Raw genomic sequence first — 18888 nt, 5'->3', positions numbered from 1 at the left:
TGCCTCTCAGACTTTTTCAATTTCCGGACGACCCAACAGGCCGGTCGGAAGAAAGATCAGGACGACGATCAGGATCGAGAACGCCGCGACATCCTTGTACTCGGACGAGAAGTAGGCGGACCAGAAAGTCTCAATGAGGCCGATGAGGAGACCGCCGAGCATCGCACCGGGCAGGGAGCCGATGCCCCCGAGCACCGCAGCGGTGAATGCCTTGATGCCGGCGACGAAGCCCATGAAGAAATCGACCACGCCGTAGTAGAGCAGGTACATCATGCCAGCGACCGCTGCGAGCGCCGCGCCGATCACGAAGGTCATCGAGATGGTGCGATCGACGTCCACGCCGAGCAGCGCCGCCATGGTCTGGTCCTGTTCGCACGCGCGCATGTCGCGCCCTAACCGTGTACGCGCCACCAGCCAGGAGAAGATCGCCAGCAGAATGACGGTGGTGATGACGACGATGATCTGAATGTTGGACAGCCGCACCACGAAGCCATCGTTCTCGAACAGCGTATAGCCGCCGGTGATGACAGGAGGCACCGGCTTGACGCGCGCGCCCTGTGACACCTGCGCATAGTTGGTCAGGACGAACGACATGCCGATGGCGGACAGCATCGGCGCGAGGCGAAACGATTGCCGCAGCGGGCGATAGGCGATCCGCTCCACGGTCCAGCCGTACAGCGCGGTGATGGCCATCGCCACCAGCAGCACCAGCAGCAGGATGACGGGAATGGCCGTGAGGCCGATCGAGACCAGGATCAGGAATGTGATGAGGGCGATGAATCCGCCGATCATGAAAATGTCGCCATGGGCGAAATTGATCATGCCGACGATGCCGTACACCATCGTGTAACCGATCGCGATCAGGCCGTAGATCGAGCCGAGCACCAGTCCGTTGATGAGTTGCTGGGCGAAATAATCCATGGGCTGCCGTGTTCGAGCGAAGCGAGCGACACGTCGAAGGCCCCGGCAGCCGGATCGTCGCGTCGTCTCATTTTCTAACAGCGGGAACTGGGTGCGGCAACCGTACCGGGTGCGCCGTAGGGGCGTCGTCCACGATGTTTGCGTTGCCGCGAAAAGGTCACGCCGGAACTTAAGGTTCCTTTGAAACCAATGGAGATACCGGCGGTTGGGTCCGTGTTCAACGAAGGAGAGCCAACATGGGCAACCAGAACAATCCGAACCAGAACCCAGGCCAGCAGAGCCAGAACCCCAGCCAGAAGCCGGGTCAGCAGCAGCAGGGCGGCGGCCAAAAGCCGGACCAGCAGCAGCAGGATCCAAGCCAGAAGCCCGGTCAGCAGGGTCAGCAGAAGGGCGGACACTGAATTTTCGGGCATGATCGTCATGCCTTGATTGTTCCGTTCGGACAGTCTGAGGAAAATCCCGCCGAAAGGCGGGATTTTCCGTTGGCGGCTTGTTCCCGGTAGTTGTCCACAGGGGCGGGCGCGCCGTTAAGGTTAAGAAAGGGTTTAAATTGCCGCTCGCCTTTGAGAGGCGTTAGCTCCGCCGATCATCATTGCGGTGTCCAAAAAGGGCGCTGCTTTGGCCGGGCATGATCGAAGCGCCAGTTTTAAAGCGCCATGCCCTCAGATCAGGGCGAGGCGGCATGCCGAAGGATTGGCGGATCAGCACGTTCAATGGCGTGCTTCTGGCGTGCTACTTCATCCCGTCATGGGTGATTTCGGCGATGAAAATCTGGGTCTCGCCGATCCGCGGCTTTTACGATCGCACCAATATCGCCGCCGCGATGTATATCAGCGACTTTATGAGCCTTTCGGCGATGGGAACCATCCGCGTCGCATGGTTGCTCGCGCTTTCCAAAGTGATCGTCGCCGCATTCTTCTTCGTGTTTTTGTTGCTGGTGATCCGCGCGGCGATCCGCAACAAGGGCGGGGCCGATGAGGCGCTGGCTTTCGCGCTCGGACTTGGCTCTTTCATCAGCATGGCGAGCCTGATCGCGGCGTCAAAAGTCGGCGAACTTGCCGCACTGCGGCTTCATGCCAGTGAATCGCTGCTGCTGATCGGCGCAGCGATTCTGCTGATCGTCGATACCGATCAGGCAACTGTGCCATCCGGCAAGGAGGCGGCCTCAGCGGAGCCGCATCACAGCTATTTATCGAGCAGCCCCAATTCCTGAATCACTCCGGCGGCTTCCTTGACCGCATGGTTGGCGGCGGGGACGCCGCAATAGATCGCCTGTTGCAGCAGGATTTCCTTGATGTCGTCCGGTGTGAATCCGCCTTCGCTCAAGGCCGCGCGGACGTGCAGGCGAAATTCATCCCATTGCCCGAGCGCCACCATCGTGCCGATCACGAGTACGCGGCGGGTGCGCTCGTCGAAATGCGGCCGCGTCCAGATATCGCCCCACGCATAGCGTGTGATGAGATCGAGGAAGTCCGCATTGAATGAGTTCTTGCCCGCCGCGGATTTATCGACCCAGGCGTTGCCAAGCACTTTGCGGCGTTTTGCCGTTCCCTGATCGCGGCGTTGATTGTCGTCCATGGCTTCTCTCAGCGTTGGGTCAGGAAGCCGACCACGGCCTCGGTGAAATTGTGCGATTGTTCGACGTTGGAGATGTGCGCCGCGTCGAGCAGGGTCATGCTCGCGCCGGGTATCCGGCTGCGGATGAATTCGCCAGCCTCCACCGGCGTTGAGACGTCGCGACGTCCTGCGATGACCAGTGTCGGCGCGGTGATGCGGGGCAGCAGATCACGCTGGTCGAGACGGCTCAGCGCCTCACAGCACGCGATATAGCCCTGTACGGGCGTAGCGACCAGCATCGCCTTCATGCGCGCGGCGATCTGCGGCTCGCGCTCGCGATAATCCGCCGTCAGCCATGCGGCGATGACGGCGTCGGCAATGGATGCGATCCCGCCTTCGTTCACCGCCTTGATGCGGTTCAGCCAGTTCGTCGGATCGGGATAGTAACAGGACGTATTGGCGAGAATCAGCTTCTCGATCCGCTCCGGCGCGTTGGCGCCGAGCCACTGGCCGACCATCCCGCCCATCGATAGTCCGCACCAGTGAATCTTTTCAACATTGAGATCGTCGAGAATCGCCAGCACATCCTTGCCGAAGCGCTCCATCGAATATGGCCCTGGCGCAACGCCGGACTTGCCATGTCCGCGCCGATCGTAGCGGACGACGCGATACAGCTTCGTCAGCGCCGCCATTTGCGGCTCCCACATCTGCATCGTCGCACCGAGCGAATTCGACAGCATGATCGTAGGTCCGCCGTCGCGCCCCTCCACCGAAACATTGAGCAGGCATCCGTCGGCATCGATCATAGGCATTTGCAGTCTCCGTGGGTTCTTGTTGTTATTCGCTGGCCAGCGATGCCAGAAGCCGGTCGATCAGCGTTTGCGCGACGCCCTGGTAGGCCATCGGATCGAACAGGCCTTTGAGTGTGTCGGTGCTGATATGAGTGGTGACGCGCGTATCTTCCGCAAGAACGTCGCGCAGATGCCGCCGGGCCTCGATCGCACTGCGGCTCGCGGCTTCGACGATGTGATGTGCTTCGCTTTTGCCGACCTTTTCCGCCAGCGCCATCGATACGGCCTCGGCCATCACGAGGCCCTGGGTCATATCGAGATTGGCGCGCATTCGCTCGGGATCGACTTCGAGTCCCTCGGCGATCTCCGCAATCGCCTCGATCGCTCCCGATGTGACCAGTTGCAGCGTCGGCAGTGTCGGCCATTCGGCATGCCAGGGGCCGGCGCTGCGTTCGTGATCCTGGACCTGTGCGGCCATGATCGTCGCCGCGAGATTCGGCGCCATTGTCGCGGCCGCCAATACCCTCGCAGCCGCCACCGGGTTGCGCTTGTGCGGCATCGTCGACGAGCCGCCGCGGCCTTCGCCCGCAGGCTCGAAGGCTTCCGCGACATCGGTCTGCATCATCAGCGAGACGTCGCGCGCGATCTTGCCGCAGGTGCCGGTGAGAATGGCCAGCGCCGACGCCACGTCCACGATTCGGTCGCGATGCGTATGCCACGGGGCATCCGGCAGCGGCAGCGCCAATTCCTGGGCGAGCTGTTCGGCGACCCTGAGGCCATTATCGCCCAACGCCGCGAGCGTTCCGGCGGCGCCGCCAAATTGCAGGGCGAGGGTTTCGCGGCGCAGCCGCCTCAACCGCTCGCGCGAACGATGCAGCGCAGCCGCGTATTCTGCCAGCTTCAATCCGAACGGCATCGGCAGGGCATGCTGCAACCATGTGCGTGCGACCACCGCCGTCCCGCGATGCTGCAAGGCCATCCGGGCAAACCCCGCAGTGGCACGGTCGATATCCGTTATCAGGGCGTTGATGGCGGCGCGCAGGCCCAGCATCGTGGCGGTATCGATCACATCCTGGCTGGTCGCGCCCCAATGGACATATCGCGCGGCGGATGGGTCCGTGTCGGCGACCTTCGCGATCAGCATTTTTACCAGCGGAATGGCGAGATTCCCGGCTTGTACCGCAGCCTCGGCAAGCGCGGCGCGGTCGAACGACTCGGCATGACAGGCCTTCGCGATACTGACGACGGCGCTGGCTGGAATGATGCCGACCGCGGCTTCAGCGCGCGCAAGGGCATGCTCGAAATCCAGCATATGCTGCAAATAGACTTCATCGTCGCACACGGTGCGCATGGCGGCGCTCGACAGCAGAGGTGCGAGCAGGGGGGGCAGGGAGGAGCTCATGATGCGCGGACCCTATCCAAGGGGCGGATGCGTGCCAATAGCTCGGTCCCCATTGCCGGAAGCGCCGCAGCATTACGCCGGGTGCGCTGCGCAAGTTTTTGCAACGCTCCGTCCCGCACGATACCCTTTTCTTTGCGGACGCTGTATCCTAACTGACACCGGCTAGTGGAGTGGATTTGACATTCGCGACCCATTTGCAGAGGGTTCGCAACGCGAATGTCAAATCCAAGACTCCACTAGAAGTTTATATTTTCTAGTGGTCCTTTGATTCTAACATTCGCAAAAGATCGCTGTTGAAACGGAATGCGAATGTTAGAATCGGACCACTATGCCGCGGGACGCGGTTAACGAACGAGGAGGCTTGCGCATGGCGATGACGATGACGGGCGAGGTGCAGCTTCCTGCTTCCCGCGAAGTGGTGTGGGACAAGCTCAACGATCCGGCGATTCTGAAGGCCTGCATTCCGGGCTGCGAGGAATTGGAAAAATCGGGCGATAACCAGTTTCAGGCCGTTGCCAAGATGAAGGTCGGGCCGGTGTCCGCGCGCTTCAAGGGCAGGGTCACGCTCAGCGATTTCGATCCGCCGAGCAGCTACAAGATTTCCGGCGAAGGTGAGGGCGGCGTCGCCGGATTCGCCAAGGGCGGCGCGACGGTGGCGCTGGCCGAGAAGGATGGCGGCACGCTGCTGAGCTATAATGTGGAGGCCCAGATCGGCGGAAAGCTCGCGCAGCTTGGTCAGCGGCTGATCAACGGCGCGGCCAAGAAGCTGGCCGATGAATTCTTTGCAAAGTTCGCAGAGGCGGTGAAGACGGGCTAAGGCCGTTTGGGCATATCAGCCTCCCGAACAAATCAAGCCTTCTTGTCCGGAAGCGGCGTGCCCTGAGGTTGCTCATTGCCGCATTGGCTCATATTATGAGTTTGGAACCATTTTAAATGCGTTTTGCGCCGCGCCATGCGGTGCTGCACACTTGAGTCCCAAACTTGGGCGCCAAGCCGAAAACTAGAGAGTGTTGATGGCCAAGATTTCACTGATCGTGAACGGCAATCCCGTGACGGGCAAAGTCGATTCACGCACGCTGCTCGTCCAGTTTCTGCGGGAGCATCTGCGGCTGACGGGGACCCACGTGGGTTGCGATACCTCGCAATGCGGCGCCTGTGTCGTTCATCTCGACGGCAAGGCCGTGAAGTCCTGCACAACGCTGGCGGTGATGGCGGATGGGCATGAGGTCAAGACCATCGAAGGGCTTGCCGCTGACGGCGCGCCGCTGCACCCGATGCAGGAAGCTTTCCGCGAGCATCACGGATTGCAGTGCGGTTTTTGCACGCCGGGCATGATCATGACCGCGGTTGATCTCGTGCATCGCAAGGGACATGACCTGAGCGATGACGTCATCCGCGAGGAGCTCGAAGGTAATTTGTGCCGCTGCACCGGTTATCAAAACATCGTTTCGTCGATCTCAGCCGGTGCCAAGGCGATGGCCAAATCCGATCTCGCGTAACCGGCGCCGTTCCCGAAGGACTGCTCATGTACGACTTCAAATATCATCGTCCGGGGACTGTGCGGCAGGCCGCCAATCTTCTCGTCAAGAACGAGGACGCCAAGCTGATCGCCGGTGGACATACATTGGTGCCGGTCATGAAGCAGCGGCTCGCCAGCCCGCCGCATCTGGTCGATCTCAGCCACATTGAAGGTCTCAACGGCATCGAGATGAAAGGCCGCAATCTGGTGATCGGCGCGACCGCGACCCACGCGGAAGTCGCGAACTCCGCTGTCGTCGGCGAAGCGATCCCGGCGCTTGCCGAACTCGCGGGTCTGATCGGCGATCCCGCCGTTCGCCACAAAGGCACCATCGGCGGCTCACTCGCCAATAACGACCCGACCGCGGATTATCCCGCTGCCGTCACCGCGCTGGGCGCGACCATCGTCACCAACAAGCGCCGGCTGAAGCCGGAGGAATTCTTCCAGGGCCTGTTCACCACTGCGCTGGAGCCGGACGAGATCATTACCCGCGTGATGTTTCCGCTGCCGAAGAAGGCCGCGTATCAGAAATTCCGCAATCAGGCCTCGCGCTACGCGCTGGTCGGCGTGTTCGTCGCGCGGCGCCCGTCGGACGTGCGCGTTGCCGTAACCGGCGCAGGCAGTGATGGTGTATTCCGCGTCACGGAGTTTGAAGAGGCGCTGAAGAAGCGGTTCTCACCGAAGTCACTTGACGGGCTGACGGTGTCTGCCGATGGCCTCAACAGCGACATTCACGGCAGCGCCGAATATCGCGCGCATCTGATCGGCGTGCTTGCGCGCCGCGCCGTGGAAGCCGCGACCGCGAAAAGCTGAATTTGGAGTCTGTGCAGTGTGGTGGTCCGCAAGCCCGCATGATTTCTACAGCGCCCCTTTTGCGGGCTTGCGGACCAAAACTACACTGGAATCATATTTTTCTAGTGTCCTTCGAATCCGAAGTTCGTTCGGAAGGCACCGCAAAATGAAGCGAACTTCGGATTCGGGACACTAGATATGAGCAAGATCCCGGCGTCCGTCGATGCAACGCTCGATCTGCTCACCAGCCGTGGCTATCTCGCGGAGCGCTCGCTCGCGACGGTGGTCTATTTGTCGCTCAAGATGGGCCGGCCGCTGTTTCTTGAAGGTGAGGCCGGCGTCGGCAAGACCGAGATCGCGAAGGTTCTCAGTGCCGCTCTCGGCCGCAAGCTGATCCGCTTGCAATGTTATGAGGGCCTCGACGTCGCATCCGCGGTCTATGAGTGGAACAGCGCCGCGCAGATGATCGCCATTCGTCTGGCTGAGGCCAGCGGCGAAACCGACCGCGAGCAGTTGTCCTCGGACGTGTTTGCGGAAAAGTATCTGATCAAGCGGCCGCTGCTTCAGGCCTTGGAGCCGGACGTTGCCGGGCCGCCTGTGCTGCTGATCGACGAACTCGACCGCGCGGACGAAGCCTTCGAGGCGTATCTATTGGAAATTCTCAGCGACTTTCAGGTCACGATTCCGGAATTCGGCACCGTGAAGGCGCCGCAGCCGCCGATCGTGATCGTGACATCGAATCGCACGCGTGAAATCCACGACGCGCTGAAACGCCGCTGCCTCTATCACTGGGTTGATTATCCCTCCGCCGAGCGCGAGCTTGCCATCGTCAAGTCGCGCGTGCCGAACATCGGCGCCAAACTGTCGGAGCAGGTGGTTGGCTTCGTGCAGGCGCTGCGCGAGCAGGATCTGTTCAAGGTGCCCGGCGTAGCCGAGACCATCGACTGGGCGACGGCGCTGACCGAACTCGATGCGCGGTCGCTGACGCCGCAGGTGGTAGGCGATACGCTTGGTGCGCTGCTGAAGTATCAGGACGATATCGCGCGCATGCAGGGACCGGCACTCGACAAGGTCATCAAGGAAGCCGTCAGCGATCCTGCGGCCTGAATACGTTTTCGGGAATCGTCATGCCAGGTGACATCGAGCCCCCAGCGACCGGATTGATCGCGGACAATGTCATCGGCTTCGCGCGCGCATTGCGCGTCGCCGGGCTGCCGATCGGGCCGGGCGCGGTAATCGATGCGCTGAAGGCGATGCGGCTGATCGATATCGGCAACCGCGCCGATCTGTTCACAACGCTCGAATCGATTTTCGTTAAACGCCATGAACACGCGCTGATATTCGCGCAGGCGTTCGATCTGTTCTTCCGCCGTGCCGAGGGCGTGGAAAGCATGCTCGACTCGGTGCCGCTGCCGCCCGAGGCGCAGAAACCGCCGCCGCCCGCCTCGCGTCGCGTTCAGGAGGCGTTCGCGCAGAGCCGCAATATCGAAGGGCCCGAAATCGAGGAGAAGGACGTCCAGCTCTCGGTATCCGACCGCGAGGTTTTGCAGCGCAAGGACTTTGCTCAGATGAGTGCTGCCGAGATCGCGGAAGTCACCCGCGCGATCGCGAAGATGAAGCTCCCGCAGGCCGAACTGCGTACCCGCCGTTTCAAACCGGACGCGCGAGGCCAGCGGCTCGATCTGCGGCGGACGTTGCGTGGCAGCTTGCGCACCGGCGGCGAGATCGTGAAATTCCAGCGGCTAGGACGTATCGACAAGCCGGCGCCGATCGTGGCGCTGCTCGATATTTCCGGCTCGATGACCGACTACACCCGTCTGTTCCTGCAATTCCTCCACGCGATCACCGATGCCCGCAAGCGCGTCTCGGTGTTCCTGTTCGGCACGCGGCTGACCAACGTGACTCGTGCGCTGCGAGCGCGCGATCCCGACGAGGCGCTGGCGGCATGCTCAAGCAGCGTCGAGGACTGGGCCGGCGGGACGCGGATCGCGACATCGCTGCACAACTTCAACAACCTCTGGGGCCGCCGGGTCCTGGGGCAGGGCGCCATCGTCCTCCTGATTTCGGATGGACTGGAGCGCGAGGCCGATTCCCGGCTGGAGTTCGAGATGGACCGGCTGCACCGCTCTTGCCGCCGCCTGATCTGGCTCAATCCGCTGCTGCGGTTTGAAGGCTTCGAGGCCAAGGCCCATGGCATCAAAATGATGCTGCCGCATGTTGATGAATTCCGTCCCGTGCATAACTTGAAGTCCATGGAAGGACTGATCGACGCGCTGTCGTCCGATCCGCCGCCACGGCGTATCGACGCCCGCTCCGCAGCTTGAGGAATCGAACCATGCTCAACCGCGACGAAGATATTCTGAAAGCCGCCGAAAACTGGATGAAGTCCGGACACGGCGTCGCACTCGCGACCGTGGTCGAAACCTGGGGCTCGGCACCGCGTCCGGCGGGATCGAGCCTCGTCATCAATGATGACGGGACGTTTCTGGGCTCCGTCTCCGGCGGTTGTGTCGAAGGCGCGGTGGTGACCGAAGCGCTCGACGTCATCGCCAGCGGCAAGCCGAAGATGCTGGAGTTCGGCGTCGCCGACGAGACCGCATGGAATGTCGGGCTGTCGTGCGGCGGCACGATCCGGGTTTTCGTCGAGAAGGTGGGCAACTCTTGAAACAGAATACATTGTCCGAACTGAACGCCGAGCGCGCGGCGCGGCGGGCTGTGATCGTCGTGACCGACGTCGTGACCGGGGATCAGCGCCTGATCACGGCTGCGAACATCGCAACCGATCCGCTGCATGACGAACTCGGCAAGCATTTACGCATGGGCAAGAGCGGCATGATCGAGAGCGGCGGCAGGAAGCTGTTTCTCAATGTCTATGCGCCGACCGCACGCCTGGTGATTATCGGCGCGGTCCACATCAGTCAGGCACTGGCGCCGCTGGCGCGGTCGCTGGACTACGATGTGTTCGTGGTCGACCCGCGCACGGCCTTTGCTTCACCTGAAAGATTTCCTGACGTACCGCTGTTCGCAGACTGGCCCGACGTTGCGCTGCCGCCGCTCAACATCGACCGCTATACGGCGTTCGTCGCGCTGACCCACGATCCCAAGATCGACGATCCGGCGCTGCTGCATGCGCTTGAGCGCGACTGCTTCTATATCGGTGCGCTGGGCTCGCGGAAGACGCATGGCAAACGTCTTGAGCGCCTGAAGGAGCAGGGTGCGAGCGATCAATCGCTGGCGCGCATTCATGCGCCGATCGGACTCAATATCGGCGCGGTGTCGCCATCGGAGATCGCGGTCGCCATCATGGCCGAGATCACGGCGCGGCTGCGGCTCCCCGCCGATGCGCCACTCAAGACGAAGTCAGCGGCATGAAATTCGGTCCTGTTGCGCCGGAAGACAGCCTCGGCGGTGTTACTGTCCACGCCATCCGCCAGGGGGCGCTTGTCCTCAAGAAGGGCACTGTCATCGGCGCGGCTGAAATCGCGGCGCTGAAGCAGGCGGGCGTGAAGGAAATCGTCGTCGCGCGCCTCGACAAGGACGATGTATCCGAGGACGAGGCGGCCGGCAGCATCGCCACAGCTGTGGCGGGCGAGGGCATCAATGTCGAGCGCGCTTTCACGGGCCGTGCCAATCTGTTCGCGGCGGAAGCCGGGGTGCTGGTGGTGGACCGCGACGCCGTCAACCGCATCAACCGGGTGGACGAAGCGATCACGTTCGCCACGCTTTCGGCATTCAAGCCGGTGGTTGCCGGTGAAATGATCGCCACCGTCAAGATCATTCCGTTCGGCGTGGAGGCGAAGCTGCGTGACGCTGCGGTGGTCGCCGCCAGAGCGGGACGGATGCGGGTCGCGCCATTCACGATCAAGCGCGTCGGTATCGTCTCGACGATCCTGCCCGGGCTGGCCCCGAAAGTGATCGAGAAAACGTTACGTGTCACCGAAGAACGTCTCGCACCAACCGGGGCTCGCATTATCGGCGAACGCCGCGTTCCGCACGACGAGAGCGCGCTTGCCCCGGCCATCGACGATCTGCTCGGGCTCGGTGCCGAACTGGTGCTGGTGTTCGGCGCCTCCGCCATAGCCGACAGGCGCGACGTGATCCCGGCCGCGATCGAGCGGATCGGCGGCGCGGTCGAGCATTTTGGCATGCCGGTCGATCCCGGCAACCTCATGCTGATCGGCAAGGTCAAGAATTCGCCGGTACTCGGCGCGCCGGGCTGTGCGCGCTCGCCGAAGGAAAACGGGTTCGACTGGATCCTGATGCGCCTGCTGGCCGGGCTCCCCGTCACCCGCGCGGATGTCACCGGCATGGGTGTCGGCGGTCTCCTGATGGAGATCGTGACGCGGCCGCAGCCGCGCGTGCCGGTCGAGGCCGATGGCAACCGGAATGTCGCGGCGGTGATCCTTGCCGCCGGGCGTTCGACCCGCATGGGCGGGCCGAACAAGCTGCTGGCTGAGCTGAACGGAAAGAAGCTGGTGCGGATCGTCGCTGAACAGGCGCTGGCTTCGAAGGCCTCGTCCGTCATTGTCGTCACCGGGCATCAAAGTCTCGAGGTCGAGGCGGCACTGAAGGGACTGAAAGTCGAGTTCGCCCGCAACCCCAATTTTGCTGAAGGGCTTGCAACCTCGGTGAAGGTCGGCATTGGTGCCGTCCCTGACACAGCCGATGGCGCAGTGATCTGCCTCGGCGACATGCCGTTGATCGATGCGAAGCTGATCGACCGGCTGGTGGATGCCTTCGCACCGGATCGGGGTTCGCTGATCGTGGCGCCGGTGGCGGGCGGACGCCGCGGTAATCCGGTGTTGTGGTCGCGGCGATTCTTTCCGGAATTGATGACGCTCGATGGCGACATCGGCGCGCGGCATCTGATCGCCCAGCACGCCGAAGCGGTGGCAGACGTCGAGGTCGAGGGCAAAAGCGCGTTTCTCGATATCGATACGCCGGAAATGCTGGCCGATGCGCGGCGCGGCTAGTGTTTACCTCTTTCCTTTCCACCTTGTTCACCAAGTTGAAACGCCCTCCCGCCTAATGTGATTCCGGAATGACCTCGGGGGAGGGGATTTTGTTCGACCGTACCGCCGCGCATGTTCGCGCGTTTTTTATTGTCGCCTTTGTTTCAGCTTTTGCTGCCCAATTCGTCGCAGCCCCGGCTCACGCGGCCGGCGCGCTGGCGATCGGCAAGTGCGGCGCTTATGGCCAGGCATTCGACTATCCGGCCGAGCAGGCCGCGCGTGCCGCAGCGCTCAAGCAGTGCAAGGGCGATTGCTCCGCGGTGACCATGAAACGTGCGTGCGCTGCGTTGTCGCTCGATATGACCAAACCTTGCGGTGCTCATGGCTACGCAGTTGCCCCGCGCATCTCGAGTGCGCTCAATGAGGCGATGAAGAAGTGCTACGCGTTCGGCGGCAAGGAATGCGTGATCCGCGCCTGGGCCTGCGACGCCAAAGGCTAGGGGCGAGCCCGTCCGCGCGGTGCCGTACCCGCGCGGAGGCCGCCTCGGCAATTGAATAATCGTCATATAATCAATTGCTTAAATGAATTCTTCAGCGACTTTCTTTCCTCTCTTGAATGTGACTGACCAGTCAGTCATATTCAGAGCATGGCAAAGCTCCCGCTCATCGACACCCGTCCCGTCAAAGACAGGGCCGCACGCAGCACGAAAGCACGTGCGCCCGTGGATCGTCCCGCATCACCGCGTCCATCGAAGCGCGCCGTCGGCGCAACCGAACGGCGCGCTGCGATCGTCGCGGCCGGGCTCGATGAGTTCACCGCCAAGGGTTTTGCCGCAACCCGCCTCGACGATGTGGCGCGGCGCGCAGGCGTCGCCAAGGGCACGATCTATCTGCACTTCAAGGACAAGGAAGCGTTGTTTCAGGAGCTTGTGCGCACGGCGCTTGGGCCGCTGATCGTGCGGATTTCGAATCCGCAGATCGGGGCGGGCGCGGGATCGGCACGCGCGGCGATGGAGGCGCTGACCGAGACGTTCGCTCGCGAAGTCATCGGCACAAAGCGCGCCGATATCGTGCGGATGATTATTTCCGAAGGCACGCGCTTTCCGCAACTCGCGGAATTCTATTACCGCGAGGTCGTCGCGCACGGCGTCGCCGGAATGCGCAAGCTGATTGAATACGGCATCGCGCGCGGCGAAATTCGCAATCCGGGGCTGGCGGAATTTCCGCAACTTCTGGTCGCGCCGCTGTTTGTTTCGGTGGTTTGGCAAGGTCTTTTCGGCAAGCAGGCGCCGCTCGATGTCGCAGCGATGCTGCGGATTCATCTCGATCTGATTTTTAATGAAGGGAAAGCGACATGATTGCGTCGCGAAGCGTTGCACGGGGGCTTGTGCTGTTACTGGCTGCGGTCAGTCTGGCCGGGTGCTGGGATTCCAAAAATCCCGGCTATCAGGGATGGGTCGAAGCCGACATGATCTTCGTCAGCCCGGATGAGCAGGGGCGTGTGGTCAAACTCAATATCCGTGAGGGCGATCATGTCGAGGCTGGCGCGCCGCTGTATTCGGTCGACGACGATCTCCAGCAGGCCGACCTGAACCAGAGCAATGCGACGCTCGCCAACGCAAAGCAGGCTTACGATCGCGCGGCGGCTCTGAGCAAGACCGGCTCCGGCACGCAGGCGAACTTCGATTCCGCGCTGGCCAACTTGCGCGTCGCCGAAGCGCGCGTGAACACATCGCAGACCAGACTCGCTCGGCGCCGGATGAGCGCCCCCATCGCGGGCACGATTCAGCAGATCTACTTTCGCGAAGGCGAAACCGTTCCTGCGCAGCGGCCAGTGATTTCGATCCTGCCGCCCGGCAACATGAAGGTCCGCTTCTTTGTGCCGGAGCCGGAATTGCCGAAGCTGAAGGTCGGCGAGGACATTCGTGTGACGTGCGACGGCTGCGCCAGCGGCCTCACCGCGAAGGTCTATTTCATCGCAGCAACGGCGGAGTACACGCCGCCAGTCATCTACAGTCTCGATGAACGCTCCAAGCTGGTCTATCTGATCCAGGCGCGGCCCGACAAGCCAGATAGCCTGCGCGTCGGTCAGCCGGTCAGCATCTTTACCGATGGCAAGACGCCGTGAGTACCGACACAGCACAGTCCGATATCGCAATCGATGTCCACGGCCTGTCGAAGTCGTTCAACGGTCGCGAGGTGGTGCATGACCTGTCGATGCAGGTGAAACGCGGCTCGATCTACGGATTTCTCGGCCCCAACGGCTCGGGCAAGACAACGACCATTCGCATGCTGTGCGGTCTGCTGACGCCGGACAGCGGCGAGGGGACATGTCTTGGCTATGACATCCGGCGCGATGCGAACAAGATCAAGCGACGTGTCGGTTACATGACCCAGCGGTTTAGTCTGTATCAGGACCTGTCGGTGCGTGAGAATCTGGAATTCGTCGCGCGGCTCTACGGCGTGCCCGACCCGGCCGGCGCCGCGCGCGAGATGATCAACCGCATCGGGTTGAATGGTCGCGAGGAACAACTCGCGGGCGAGTTGTCCGGCGGCTGGAAGCAACGGCTTGCGCTCGGTGCCTGTACGTTGCCAAGCCCGCAATTGCTGCTGCTCGACGAGCCGACCGCCGGCGTCGATCCCAAGGCGCGCCGGGAATTCTGGAACGAAATCCATGCGCTGGCGGCCGAGGGCCTGACTGTCCTGGTCTCGACGCACTACATGGACGAAGCCGAACGCTGTCACGAGATCGCGTATATTGCCTACGGCAATCTGCTGGTTCATGGCACCGTCGAGGAAGTGATCGCGAAGTCGGCGCTGACGACCTACACGGTGATGGGTGAAGGGCTCAACAAGCTCACGGCGGAACTGACCGGCAAGCCGGGCGTCGATATGGTAGCGCCGTTCGGCACCAGCCTTCATGTCTCGGGCCGTGACGCCGCAGCGCTTGAAAATACGGTCGCGCCGTACAAATCGGACAGCGATATGACCTGGCACAAGTCCGAACCATCGCTCGAAGATGTGTTTATCGAGTTGATGGGCCGCTCGAGGGATAATTTCCAATGAGCATAATTGAGACGAATAACGGCGGTGTGCGGGGCTTCTGGCAGCGCACCTGCGCAATGCTGGTGAAGGAATTCCTCCAACTGCGCCGCGACCGGGTTTCGTTCGCGATGATCGTGATGCTGCCGATCATGCAGTTACTGCTATTCGGTTTCGCCATCAACACGACGCCGCGCAATCTGCCGACGGCGGTGCTGTTGCAAGAGGACAGCGATCTCGGGCGCTCGATCCTCAAGGCGCTCCAGAACACCGCCTATTTCCGCTTTACGCGCGAGGTCCACACCGTCGCCGAATTCGACAGCCTGCTGGAATCCGGCAAGGTCCTGTTCGGCGTCGAGATTCCGCGTGGCTTCGAGCGGGCGGTCCGGCGCGGCGACAAGCCCGCGCTGCTGGTGGCTGCAGACGCAACCGATCCGGTGGCGTCGGGCTCTGCGCTTGGGGTGCTGGGGCAGATCGTGCAATCGGCCCTCAAGCACGATCTTCACGCCGGCGATCCGCCTTCGATGCCGTTCGAGATCCGCGCCCATGCGCGCTATAATCCGGCGGCGGAGTCGCGGCTGAATATCGTGCCGGGTCTGGTCGGAACAATCCTGACCATGACGATGCTGATTTTCACAGCGCTGTCGGTGACCCGCGAGATCGAGCGCGGCACCATGGAAAATCTGCTGTCGATGCCGATCACGCCGGTCGAGGTGATGCTTGGCAAGATCATTCCCTATGTGCTGGTCGGTTTTTTGCAAGCCTCGATCATCATCGGCATCGGATTCTTCCTGTTTCATGTGCCGATCCTCGGCAGTCTGTCGATGCTGGCGCTTCTCTCGACTCTGTTCATCGCGGCCAATCTGTCGATCGGTTACACGTTCTCGACCGTCGCCCAGAACCAGCTTCAGGCCATGCAGATGTCAATGATGTTCTTCCTGCCGAACATTCTGTTGTCCGGTTTCATGTTTCCTTTCGCGGGCATGCCGGTCTGGGCGCAATGGATCGGCGAGGCGCTGCCCCTTACCCATTATATCCGTATCGTTCGCGCGATCATGCTCAAGGGCGCGTCGCTGGAGAATCTGCAATACGATGCCATCGCCCTGTGTGTGCTGGTGCTGGTCGCGATGAGTATCGCAGTCACGCGATTCCGGCGCACTCTGGATTGAGTGCGATCCGCAATCCTGTATCCTCGTGCGGAGACTGATGCTGCGGAGCGGGTCATGCGCTGGCTGGAGAATTGGAGACGGAAGGCCGATCGTGCGGTTGTTTCGGATGATTTTCGCCGGGCGTTGACGCGAGAGATCCTGAAAACCGAACTGGTGCGCATCAAGGCGCTGATCGTGACGACATCAGTCCTTACCGTGGTGCTTTGGGCGTTTTATGTTCTTGCGCCGGAGCAATTGAATCAGCTCTGGCACGGCAAACTCAAGGCAGCTTATCTCTATATCATCCTGGTGCCGTTTATTTTGTTCGAGCTGTTTGTCCACGCCATGGTCAAACGGCAGCTGGCCCTCGATGATGATCTGCCGGTTTTCCGGCGGTATGCGAGCGTTTTCATCGAGACGAGTACGCCCACGATCGCGCTGGCTCTTCATATCGACAATATGGGATCGGTGCAGGCACTCGGTTACGTCGTGCCGTTAAGTTATTTTATCTTTATTATTCTTTCGACGCTTCGGCTCGATTTCTGGCTGTCCACCTTCACCGGGTTCGTGGCCGCTTCCGAATTATTGGTTATGGCGCTGTTCTATCACCCGGATGGACCGCCTGACGTCGACTACCATGTCATACGCAGTCTGATCGTTTTCATCTGCGGAATACTGGCAGGCGCGGTCGGTGTTCAGTTGCGGAGGCAGTTCGAGAAGAGTATCGCCGCGGCATCCGCGCGCGACCGGGTGACAAATCTGTTCGGCCAGCATGTGTCACCGCAGGTTGTCGAGCGCTTGCTGACGGAAGGGACGAGCACGGCGAGCGACACCCGGCGCGTCGCGGTCATGTTTGTGGATTTCCGCAGCTTCACCGCCGCCGCACGATCGCGGACTCCGCAAGAAGTTGTCGACCGGCTGGATGGCATATTCGCGGTATTGGTCGAGATCGTCGATCGTCACGGCGGTATCGTGAACAAGTTCCTTGGTGATGGGTTTCTGGCAATTTTTGGGGCGCCATTTGAGTCGTCCGACGCGCTGGCCCGCGGGGTCGACGCGGCTCGCGAGATGCTGGTTGCGGTCGCGCGCAACAACGAAGGGAATCCCTGGGCGCTGCACATCGGGATCGGGCTCCACTTCGGTGAAGTCGTCGCGGGTAATATCGGATCGCCGCGGCGCAAGGAGTACACCGTCATCGGCGATACCGTAAATTTCGCGGCGAGGCTTGAAGCCCTCAACAAGGAGTTCAATTCACAGTTTTTGATCTCGTCGGCCGTCCGCGACTCTCTCGGTGAAGCATGTGCGGACGCTACGCCGCTCGGTGCCGTCGCTATCCGCGGTTACGATCAGCCCATGGAGATCTGGCGTCTGGGCTGATTGTGACGGAACTTATCGGCGGGTGAGCAGGCCGATGCGCCCGTAAAGACCGTAGCGATGGCTGTTGTCCTGAACGTAGCCTGCTCCCAGCGACCACTCGAAAGCGGACATCTTGAACGAGGTCAGATGCGCGCCGATGCGGTACTGGCGGTAGACCTCATCGCCTGAGGTCTCGATCTCGGGACCTGCCCAGAAGCGGTCCATCACGCGCCAGCCCGCAGCGCCACGCACACCGAAGCTGTTGCCGATGGTCGAGCCGGAGATCGACGATGCCAGCATGATTGCCGGCGTAGGCTCCCACCACAGATCCGCGCCGATGCGCAGGCCGACATGATTGCCGCGAAGATTATTGCCGGGATCATCCGGCGACAGGCGGTGGTTCTGGAAATCAGGGCCGGCGAAGACCTTGATTTCAAAGTCACCGCGCTTGATCCGCCAACCCGGAAGGATCGCGCCCAGCAGGCCGGTGCCGCGGATATTGGTGCTGCCGGCAAGATAGCGATAGCTGCCTTGCGCGAGCAACATCTTGAGCGTGAAGCCATCCTGGTTGAGGCCGCCGGGCGCCCACTGAACGCCGCCGTAGAAGGAGCCGCCACTGCGCCAGAGATCGAACCCGCTGAAATAGAGAAACTTCTCGGGATAAGCGCCGCCGCCGAGGTTACTTGTCGGCGGCAGCAAAGGGTCTTTCAGGGGATCGGCCGCAGTTGGAGAGCCTCCGCAAAGCAACGCGGCGGTGACGCAAAACGCGCGCACCCTTCCAACGCAACGCATGGAGCCCCCAAGCCCCGGCACAAAAATACTTAGGTAAAAATGCGTAGCGATTAGATCGCTGAAGAGGGGGATCGTCTAGCGAACGATCCGGGAACGCGCCGTGAACCGGCGAAAAGAAATCTGGGTGGCCTGTGGATAACTCAGAATTGCGGAGCGGCCAGGTTCTCGACCTTTACGCCTTCGCGGTCTTCGATGATTTCGGCGATGAACTTGCGGTGGCAGGCCGTGTGGTCGCGCTCGTAACACAGGATACAGACGGGTCCGGCCTTCATCACCAGCGCCGCAAGCTCGTCCATCTCCACGCGTGCCTCGGGTTTTTTCAGGTGCGCGTGATAGATTTTCGACAGCGCCTTCATGTCGCCGCTGCGCGCGGCCTCACGGCCGTCCTTCGGTGTGCCGAGGCCCCGCAAATGGATGTAGGAAATGCCGCGCTCATCAAGTCCGGCGGCAAGTTGGGTCTTGGAAAACCCCGGGCGGCGCGATGACGCGATTGCGCGCACGTCGACGAGGAGTTTCACGCCCGCGTGTTGCAGCTCATCGAGGACTGCCTTCGGCGGCGTCTGTTCGTAACCGATGGTGTAGAGTTTCTTGGCTTTGGCCATGCTGACTCCTGTTA

At 61.7% G+C, this 18888-nt stretch carries 22 protein-coding genes; 15 read left to right on the top strand and 7 right to left on the bottom strand.

The genetic code is table 11. The features are described 5' to 3' along the window. Positions 1-6 precede the first annotated feature (6 nt). Positions 7-921: an ABC transporter permease subunit gene (locus tag AC1Q6J_RS06365; protein WP_492278475.1), complete on the bottom strand. Its 915-nt coding sequence runs from the start codon at positions 919-921 to the stop codon at positions 7-9. Between the two features lie 74 nt (positions 922-995). After that, positions 996-1343, bottom strand: a complete 348-nt coding sequence (locus tag AC1Q6J_RS06360; RefSeq protein WP_492278474.1) for a hypothetical protein — start codon at positions 1341-1343, stop codon at positions 996-998. 260 nt (positions 1344-1603) lie between these two features. Here AC1Q6J_RS06360 and AC1Q6J_RS06355 point away from each other — a divergent pair, with 260 nt between their 5' ends. Continuing rightward, positions 1604-2134, top strand: a complete 531-nt coding sequence (locus AC1Q6J_RS06355; protein WP_492278473.1) for a hypothetical protein — start codon at positions 1604-1606, stop codon at positions 2132-2134. Here the strand turns inward: AC1Q6J_RS06355 and AC1Q6J_RS06350 are convergent. Genes AC1Q6J_RS06350 through AC1Q6J_RS06340 form a run of 3 tightly spaced genes read right to left on the bottom strand, consistent with a single transcriptional unit; the run spans position 2107 to position 4671 of the window. Beyond that, a complete protein-coding gene (locus AC1Q6J_RS06350) occupies positions 2107-2499 on the bottom strand; it encodes a carboxymuconolactone decarboxylase family protein (protein ID WP_492278472.1) in 393 nt (130 codons plus the stop codon). The two genes, AC1Q6J_RS06355 and AC1Q6J_RS06350, sit on opposite strands and share 28 nt — an antisense overlap. Positions 2500-2507: 8 nt before the next feature. Beyond that, on the bottom strand, positions 2508-3290 hold the full coding sequence (gene pcaD / locus AC1Q6J_RS06345) for a 3-oxoadipate enol-lactonase (RefSeq protein WP_492278471.1): 783 nt from the start codon (positions 3288-3290) through the stop codon (positions 2508-2510). A gap of 25 nt (positions 3291-3315) precedes the next feature. Next, positions 3316-4671, bottom strand: coding sequence for a 3-carboxy-cis,cis-muconate cycloisomerase (locus AC1Q6J_RS06340; protein WP_492278470.1), 1356 nt, complete (start codon positions 4669-4671; stop codon positions 3316-3318). A 367-nt stretch (positions 4672-5038) separates the two neighbouring features. On the opposite strand from AC1Q6J_RS06340, the gene AC1Q6J_RS06335 reads away from it, so the two are divergent. The 14 genes from AC1Q6J_RS06335 to AC1Q6J_RS06270 all read left to right on the top strand — a co-directional run bounded on the left by AC1Q6J_RS06335 (position 5039) and on the right by AC1Q6J_RS06270 (position 17501). Beyond that, on the top strand, positions 5039-5488 hold the full coding sequence (locus tag AC1Q6J_RS06335; RefSeq protein ID WP_492278469.1) for an SRPBCC family protein: 450 nt from the start codon (positions 5039-5041) through the stop codon (positions 5486-5488). A 196-nt stretch (positions 5489-5684) separates the two neighbouring features. Beyond that, entirely contained in the window at positions 5685-6170 is a 486-nt protein-coding gene (locus tag AC1Q6J_RS06330; RefSeq protein ID WP_492278468.1) for a (2Fe-2S)-binding protein, read from the top strand. 26 nt (positions 6171-6196) lie between these two features. Beyond that, on the top strand, positions 6197-7003 hold the full coding sequence (locus AC1Q6J_RS06325) for an FAD binding domain-containing protein (protein WP_492278467.1): 807 nt from the start codon (positions 6197-6199) through the stop codon (positions 7001-7003). Between the two features lie 177 nt (positions 7004-7180). After that, a complete protein-coding gene (locus AC1Q6J_RS06320) occupies positions 7181-8089 on the top strand; it encodes an AAA family ATPase (protein WP_492278466.1) in 909 nt (302 codons plus the stop codon). 20 nt (positions 8090-8109) lie between these two features. Further along, complete coding sequence (locus tag AC1Q6J_RS06315; RefSeq protein WP_492278465.1) at positions 8110-9306, top strand: vWA domain-containing protein; 1197 nt, start codon at positions 8110-8112, stop codon at positions 9304-9306. 11 nt (positions 9307-9317) lie between these two features. Continuing rightward, the gene (locus AC1Q6J_RS06310) at positions 9318-9647 is read left to right on the top strand and encodes an XdhC family protein (protein WP_492278464.1); all 330 of its coding nucleotides are present in this window, start codon (positions 9318-9320) and stop codon (positions 9645-9647) included. Next, complete coding sequence (locus AC1Q6J_RS06305; protein ID WP_492278463.1) at positions 9644-10354, top strand: XdhC family protein; 711 nt, start codon at positions 9644-9646, stop codon at positions 10352-10354. Before AC1Q6J_RS06310 ends, AC1Q6J_RS06305 begins: the two co-directional genes overlap by 4 nt. Beyond that, on the top strand, positions 10351-11955 hold the full coding sequence (locus AC1Q6J_RS06300; RefSeq protein WP_492278462.1) for an NTP transferase domain-containing protein: 1605 nt from the start codon (positions 10351-10353) through the stop codon (positions 11953-11955). The genes AC1Q6J_RS06305 and AC1Q6J_RS06300 overlap by 4 nt, the downstream gene beginning before the upstream one ends. A 68-nt stretch (positions 11956-12023) precedes the next feature. Next, positions 12024-12434 carry a DUF4189 domain-containing protein gene (locus AC1Q6J_RS06295; RefSeq protein ID WP_492278461.1) on the top strand — a complete coding sequence of 137 codons (411 nt, stop codon included), beginning with the start codon at positions 12024-12026 and terminating at the stop codon, positions 12432-12434. A gap of 147 nt (positions 12435-12581) precedes the next feature. Next, positions 12582-13292, top strand: a complete 711-nt coding sequence (locus tag AC1Q6J_RS06290) for a TetR/AcrR family transcriptional regulator (RefSeq protein ID WP_492278460.1) — start codon at positions 12582-12584, stop codon at positions 13290-13292. Then, complete coding sequence (locus AC1Q6J_RS06285) at positions 13289-14062, top strand: HlyD family secretion protein (protein ID WP_492278459.1); 774 nt, start codon at positions 13289-13291, stop codon at positions 14060-14062. Before AC1Q6J_RS06290 ends, AC1Q6J_RS06285 begins: the two co-directional genes overlap by 4 nt. After that, entirely contained in the window at positions 14059-15000 is a 942-nt protein-coding gene (locus AC1Q6J_RS06280; RefSeq protein WP_492278458.1) for an ABC transporter ATP-binding protein, read from the top strand. The genes AC1Q6J_RS06285 and AC1Q6J_RS06280 overlap by 4 nt, the downstream gene beginning before the upstream one ends. Then, a complete protein-coding gene (locus tag AC1Q6J_RS06275; RefSeq protein WP_492278457.1) occupies positions 14997-16145 on the top strand; it encodes an ABC transporter permease in 1149 nt (382 codons plus the stop codon). Before AC1Q6J_RS06280 ends, AC1Q6J_RS06275 begins: the two co-directional genes overlap by 4 nt. 54 nt (positions 16146-16199) lie before the next feature. After that, positions 16200-17501, top strand: coding sequence for an adenylate/guanylate cyclase domain-containing protein (locus AC1Q6J_RS06270; RefSeq protein ID WP_492278456.1), 1302 nt, complete (start codon positions 16200-16202; stop codon positions 17499-17501). 12 nt (positions 17502-17513) lie between these two features. On the opposite strand, the gene bcsS is transcribed toward AC1Q6J_RS06270, so the two are convergent. Together bcsS and AC1Q6J_RS06260 are read right to left on the bottom strand one after the other, a co-directional pair. Continuing rightward, positions 17514-18272 (bottom strand): cellulose biosynthesis protein BcsS, encoded by a 759-nt coding sequence (gene bcsS / locus AC1Q6J_RS06265; RefSeq protein ID WP_492278455.1) that lies wholly within the window; start codon positions 18270-18272, stop codon positions 17514-17516. A gap of 140 nt (positions 18273-18412) precedes the next feature. Beyond that, the gene (locus AC1Q6J_RS06260; protein WP_492278454.1) at positions 18413-18874 is read right to left on the bottom strand and encodes a DUF488 domain-containing protein; all 462 of its coding nucleotides are present in this window, start codon (positions 18872-18874) and stop codon (positions 18413-18415) included. Between the last annotated feature and the right edge of the window lie 14 nt (positions 18875-18888).

Source organism: Afipia sp. MLSD5-FHT05B12 (assembly GCF_058793355.1).
Note: the sequence above shows the minus strand (reverse complement) of the source record. Positions and strands in the feature narration are given on the sequence as shown.